The following is a 6,867-nucleotide window of genomic DNA, read 5'->3' on the forward strand; positions in this document are numbered from 1 at the left end:
GCTCGACGTCGACACGCTCGCGCAGGACGCAACGCTCGCGCTCGCGGCCGGCGTGCGCGTCGCGCCGCACCCGGAACAGGGCGCTTACCTGATCTATACGTCGGGCTCGACCGGCACGCCGAAGGGCGTCGTCGTGTCGCACGGCGCGCTGGCCGACTACGTGCAGGGGATGCTCGACGAACTCGCGTTCGCACCGGACGCGTCGTTCGCCATGGTATCGACCGTCGCGGCCGACCTCGGTCATACGACGCTGTTCGGCGCGCTGTGCGCGGGCCGCACGCTGCATCTGCTGCCGGCCGCGTGCGCGTTCGATCCGGACCTGTTCGCCGACGAGATGCGCCGCCGCGACGTCGGCGTGCTGAAGATCGTGCCGAGCCACCTGCAGGCGCTGCTCGACGCGCGCGTGCCGGCCGACGTGCTGCCGAGCCATGCGCTCGTGACCGGCGGCGAAACGCTGACGTGGGCGCTCGTCGCGCGCCTGGCCGCGCTTGCGCCGGCCTGTCGCGTGATCAACCACTACGGGCCGACCGAAGCGACGGTCGGTGCGATCGCGTGCGATACGGCGTCGATCGCCGCTGATGCGCGCGATCCCGCGAGCGGCGTGCCGCTCGGCCTGCCGCTGCCGAATGCGCGCGCGCTGGTGCTCGACGCGTTCGGCGCGTGCGTGCCGGCCGGCGCGACGGGCGAGCTGTATCTGGGCGGGCCGGGCGTCGCGCGCGGCTACCTGGGGCGCCCGGCGCAGACCGCCGAGCGCTTCGTGCCCGATCCGTTTACGCCCGGTGCGCGGCTGTATCGCACGGGCGACCGTGTCCGGTTGCGCGCCGACGGCCGTCTCGCGTTCCTCGGCCGCATCGACGACCAGGTGAAGATTCGGGGCTACCGTGTCGAACCGGGCGAGGTGAGTGCGGCCGTGCGTGCGGCCGGGCCGGTCGCGCAGGCCGAAACGCTCGCGATCGAACACGATGGCCGCCTGCGGCTCGCGACGTTCGTCGTGATGCGCGACGGCGCGACCTTCGACGAGGCCGCCGTGCGCGCGGCGCTTGCCGCGAAGCTGCCCGACTACATGGTGCCCGCGCAGTTCGTCGCGCTCGCACGCCTTCCCGTGACCGCGAACGGCAAGATCGATCGTGCCGCGTTGCGTGAACAGGCGGCCGCGCCGGTCGCGACGGCGTCCGGGAATGCGCCGCAGGGCGTGGTCGAAACGGTGCTCGCCGAAGTCTGGCAGGCCGTGCTGAAGGCGCCGCAGGTCGGCCGCGACGACAACTTCTTCGAACTCGGCGGCGATTCGATCCTCGTGCTGCAGGTGATCGCCCGTGCGCGCAAGCGCGGCGTGCGCTTCACGCCGAAGCAGCTGTTCGACGGCCCGACGGTCGCCGAACTCGCACGCATCGCGAAGACCGAGGACGTGGCTGTCTCCGCCGCCGCGCAGCCTGCTGCCGGATCTGCTGCCGGCGCACCGGTGACAGCGCAGGTCCTGACGCCCGCGCAGCAGCGCTTCTTCGCGCTCGACATCCCGCGCCCGGGCCACTGGAACCAGTCGGTCGCATTCGACGTGCGCGGGCCGTTCGACGCCGATGCGTTCGCGCGCGCCTTCGACGCATTGCTGACGCATCACGACGCATTCCGCCAGCGTTTCGCACGCGGCGCGAACGGCACGTGGCACGCCAGCGATGCCGCGAAACCGTACGACGCGCTGCCGTTCGTCGAAGTCGCCGCACACGACGAAGCCGACGCGCTCACGCGCTTCGACGCGTTGCAGCGCCGCCTCGACCTCGGTCGCGGGCCGCTGGCCTGCGCATGCGCGGCTCGCTTGCCGGACGGCTCGACGCAGCTCTATCTGGCGATTCACCATGCGATCGTCGACGGCGTGTCGTGGCGCATCCTGCTCGACGACCTGGACTCGGCCTATCGCGCGGCATGCGAGCGCACGCCCATCCGGCTGTCGCAGCCGGGCCTGCGAGCGGATGCCTGGGCGTCGCGGCTGGCCCGTGCGGCGACGGAACCGGCATCGCCGTTCGCGGCCGAGGCGGCGTACTGGGCCGGCATGGCGCAGGGTGACGACGTCGTGCCCGACCACTCCGACGCCACGGCAACGAACGCCGATGCAGCCGTCGTCGTGCAGACGATCGACGCGGCATTGACCCGCGCGGCGCTGACCGATGCGCATGCCGCCTATCGCACGCAGACGATCGAATTGCTCGGTGCCGCGCTCGCGATGGCACTGGCCGGCGCGAGCGGCGCCGCCTCGTGCCGTATCGAACTGGAAGGGCATGGCCGAGAGGCGCTGTTCGACGATGCCGATGCGAGCCGCACGATCGGCTGGCTGACGAGCCATTACCCGGTGACGCTGCCGGTCGCGGCCACCGCTCGCGATACGCTGTGCGCGGTCAAGGACACGTTGCGCGCCGTGCCGCACAAGGGGCTCGGTTTCGGCGTGCTCGCGCACTACGGCGATGCGGCGACGCGCGCGGTGCTGGCCGCCGTGCCGCGTCCGCGCGTCACGTTCAATTATCTCGGCCAGTTCGACGCCCCGCGCGATGCCACGCTCGTGCCGCGCTTCGGCGGCACCGGCGTCGAGCGCGATCCGCAAGGTCCGCTCGGCAACGCGCTCGCGATCCACGCGTACCTCGATACGGATCGCGACGGCGCACGCACGCTGAAAGTGCACTGGGTCTACGGTGCACCGCAATTCGAGCGCACGACGATCGACGCATGTGCCGAACGCTTCGCGGCGGCGCTGCGCGAGCTCGTCGACGCGTGTGCGTCACGCGTCGCGCATCGCGGCGCCGGCGCGACGCCGGGCGATTTCCCGCTTGCGCAGGCCGCCGGTCTCACGCAGGCCGCGATCGAACGCACGCCGCTCGACTGGCGCACGATCGACGACGTCTATCCGCTGTCGCCGATGCAGCAGGGCATCCTGTTCCATGCGCTGTTCGCACCCGGTCACGCCAGCTACGTGAACCAGCTCGTCGCGACCGCGGCCGCGCTCGATGCCGACCGGCTCGTCGCCGCGTTCGAAGCGTCCGTCGCGCGCCACGACATCCTGCGCACGAGCGTGATGCCGGACGAAGCCGCGCCGCTGCAGTGCGTGCATCGCCACGCCCGGATGCCGGTCGAACAGCTCGACTGGCGCACGCGCGGCGACACGCTCGACGCCGATTTCGACGCATGGCTCGCGGCCGATCGCGCACGCGGCTTCGACTGGCGCGAGCCGCCGTTGATGCGCCTCACGCTGATCCGCGTGACCGACGACGCATGGCGCGTCGTGTGGACGCGTCACCACGTGCTGCTCGACGGCTGGAGCACCGCGCGCCTGCTGGCGGACGTGCTGCGCGACTATCTCGACCCGGACGCCGTATCGCCGTTCGCGGGCCGCCCGGCACTCCGGTATCGCGACTTCATCGCCTGGCTCGGCACGCGCGACCGCGATGCCGACGAACGCTTCTGGACCGAACGCCTCGCACGACTCGACGCCCCGACGCTGATCGCGGACCGCACGGCCGACCGTGCGGATGCCGACATGGTCACGTGGCGCGCGACGCTCGATGCCGACGCGATGACGCGTGTCGCGCAGACGGCACGGGCGCTGAAGCTGACCGTCAACACGCTGGTGCAGGGCGCATGGGCGCTCGCGCTGCAACGGATGACGCACCAGCCGGCCGTCGCGTTCGGCGCGACCGTCGCGGGCCGTCCCGACGCACTCGCGGACGTCGATTCGGTGCTCGGCCTCTTCATCAACACGGTGCCGGTGATCACCGCGCCGGCGCCGCAGCAACGCGCGGCCGACTGGCTGCAGGCACTGCAACGCGACAACGCGGCGGCCGCCGAGCACGCGCATACGCCGCTTGCCGACATCCAGCGCTGGGCCCGCGGCGCGGGCGGCGCACTGTTCGACACGCTGGTCGTGTTCGAGAACTATCCGGTCGACGACACGGCGCGCGATGCCGATCCGCGCGCGCTGGTTTTGAGCGGCGTGCGCAGCATCGAAGCCACCGATTTCGCGCTGACGCTCGTGATCGAGAGCGGCGCCGGGCTGACGATCGACTACGGCTACGACACCGCGCGCGTCGATGCGCGGCAGGTCGAAACCTGGCACCGCGCGTTCGCCTGCGCACTCGATGCGCTGGCCCGCACGCCGGATGCGCTGCTCGGCACACTGTCGATCGCCGACGACGCCACCCGCGACGCACTGGCGCGGGCGCAGGACACCGCGCGCACATGGCCGGCTTCGCAACGGCAGCCGCTGCAACTGCAATTCGCCGATGCGGCGCGGGCGACGCCCGACGCGATCGCGCTCGAATACGCGGACGTTCACGGCGGCGTGCATCGCGCGACCTATCGCGAGCTCGACGTCGGTACGTCACGCATCGCGGCCGCGCTGCGCCGGCGCGGCGTGCGGCCCGATACGCCGGTCGCGCTGTGCGTCGAGCGTTCGTTCGACATGGTGATGGCGCTGGTCGGCGTGCTGAAGGCCGGCGCGGCCTACCTGCCGGTCGATCCCGACTATCCGACCGAACGCATCGCGTATCTGTTGCGCGACGCGCGGCCGGCCGTCGCGATCACCCAGGCCCATCTGCGCGAGCAGGTCGAGGCGGCGCTGGGCGACGGCGCAACGACGCAGCTGCTGACGGTCGCGGACCTGCTGGCCGATGAAACCGTCGACGAAACGGTCGACGAAACGGTCGACGACAACGCCGGCGTGACCGCCGAGGTCGACGACGCACAGCTTGCCTACCTGATCTACACGTCCGGCTCGACCGGCAAGCCGAAGGGCGCCGGCAACACGCACGGCGCGCTCGCGAACCGGATCGCGTGGATGCAGCACGCGTACCGGCTGACGCGCGACGACGTCGTGCTGCACAAGACGCCGTTCGGCTTCGACGTGTCGGTGTGGGAATTCGTGTGGCCGCTGGCGATCGGCGCGAAGCTCGCGATCGCCGCGCCCGGCGACCATCGCGATCCGGCGCGTCTCGCGGCCGCGATCCATGCGCACGGCGTGACGGTGCTGCACTTCGTGCCGTCGATGCTCGCCGCGTTCGCCGCGCATCTCGACGATTTCGCGGCCGCCGCGCAATGCGACAGCGTGCGCCTGATCGTCGCGAGCGGCGAGGCGCTCGCGCCCGAACTCGTCGAGAAAATGGCGCGGCTGCTGCCGCACGCGACGCTCGTCAACCTGTACGGGCCGACCGAGGCCGCGATCGATGTGTCGCACTGGACGTGCGGCCCCGACGACGCGCAGGCGGTCGCGGTGCCGATCGGCCATCCGATCGCGAACCTGCAATTGCACGTGCTCGATGCCGCATGGCAGCCGGTGCCGGCCGGCGCGACCGGCGAACTGTATCTCGCGGGCGCGGGCCTCGCACGCGGCTATCTCGGCCGTCCGGCGCTGACCGCCGAGCGCTTCGTGCCCGATCCGTTCGTACCGGGCGCGCGCATGTACCGCACGGGCGACCTCGCGCGACGGCGGGCGGACGGTGCGCTCGACTACCTCGGCCGCGTCGATACGCAGGTCAAGCTGCGCGGCCAGCGGATCGAGCCGGGCGAGATCGAGGCGCTGCTGCGCGCGGCGCCCGGCGTCAACGATGCGGTCGTGATCGTGCGCGACGAGCAACTGGTCGGTTATGTCGCACGCGGCGATGCGGCCCCGCTCGACCGGGCGACGCTGCTCGACTCGCTGCGCGCGCAACTGCCGGCTTACATGGTGCCGTCGCAGCTGGTCGAACTCGACGCGTTGCCCGTCACGCCGAACGGCAAGTGCGACCGCCATGCGCTGCCCGCGCCGGTACGCGAGACGGCGGCCGAAGCGGCACTCGCGACCGACACGGAGCGCGCGCTCGCCGGGATCTGGCAACGCGTGCTGCACGTGGACGCGATCGGCCGCGACGGCGACTTCTTCCTGCTCGGCGGCCATTCGCTGCTCGCGACGCAGGCCCATGCGCAGGCGAACCTGCACTGGGGGCTCGCGTTGCCGCTGCGCACGCTGTTCGACACGCGCACGCTGGTGCGTTGCGCGGAAGCGATCGATGCGGCCTGCGCGGCACGCGGCGCGACCGATGCGGCGAGCGCGATCGACGCGCTGCTCGGCGAACTGGAAACCCAATAAGGACGACGGATGACGAAGGTTCAACCCGACTGGCTGGCGCTCGCGACGCGTTTCGCGCAACTGCCCGACGCGCAGCGCGCGGTGTTCATCGACAAGCTCGGCGCGGCCGGCATCGATTTTCGCGTGCTGCCGATCCCGCCGCGCACGCCACGCAGCGACCGCGTGCCGGCGTCGTTCGCACAGACGCGGCTGTGGCTGCATGCGCGGCTGATCGATGCACCCGACGCGTACCACATCACCGAGCGCCTGGCGCTGACGGGCCCGCTCGACGCGCACGCGTTGCGCCTGGCATGCGATGCGCTGATCGCGCGCCACGAGGCGCTGCGCACGACGTTCGACGAAGCGCAGGACGGCGTCGCGCAAACGATCCACGCGCCGATGCGCTGCCCGTGGCGCGAAACCGGTCTCGAAGCGCTGCCGGACGCGCAGCGCACGGCGCGCGCGCAAGCCGTCGCGACTGCCGAGGAAGCCGAGCCGTTCGATCTCGGCGTGGCGCCGCTCGTGCGCGCCCACCTGGTGCGCTTCGACGCGACGCATCACTGGCTCGCGCTCACCGTGCACCACATCGTGTCGGACGGCTGGTCGTCGGGCGTGATGCTCGAGGAACTCGCGGCGTTCTATCGCACGTATGCGTCCGACCGGCCGGTGCCGCTCGCGCCGCTGCCGATCCAGTACGCCGACTACGCGCTGTGGCAGCGCCGCTGGCTCGACGCCGGCGAGCGCGAACGCCAGCTCGCGTTCTGGCGCGAACGGCTCGATCCGCA

Annotated in this window: 2 protein-coding genes; both read left to right on the top strand. The window is 71.9% G+C overall.

The window, feature by feature from the left end; all coding sequences use genetic code 11:
• Nucleotides 1–6,103, top strand: a 6,103-nt coding sequence (locus tag ABY44_RS05060) for an amino acid adenylation domain-containing protein (protein WP_431640922.1), incomplete at its 5' end; no start/stop codon positions are given.
• A 9-nt stretch (nucleotides 6,104–6,112) separates the two neighbouring features.
• Nucleotides 6,113–6,867: condensation domain-containing protein (locus tag ABY44_RS05065; RefSeq protein WP_431640924.1), on the top strand; the 755-nt coding region annotated here is incomplete at its 3' end.

This window comes from Burkholderia sp. ZZQ-2, assembly GCF_050768715.1.
Classification (GTDB): Bacteria; Pseudomonadota; Gammaproteobacteria; order Burkholderiales; family Burkholderiaceae; genus Burkholderia; species Burkholderia cepacia.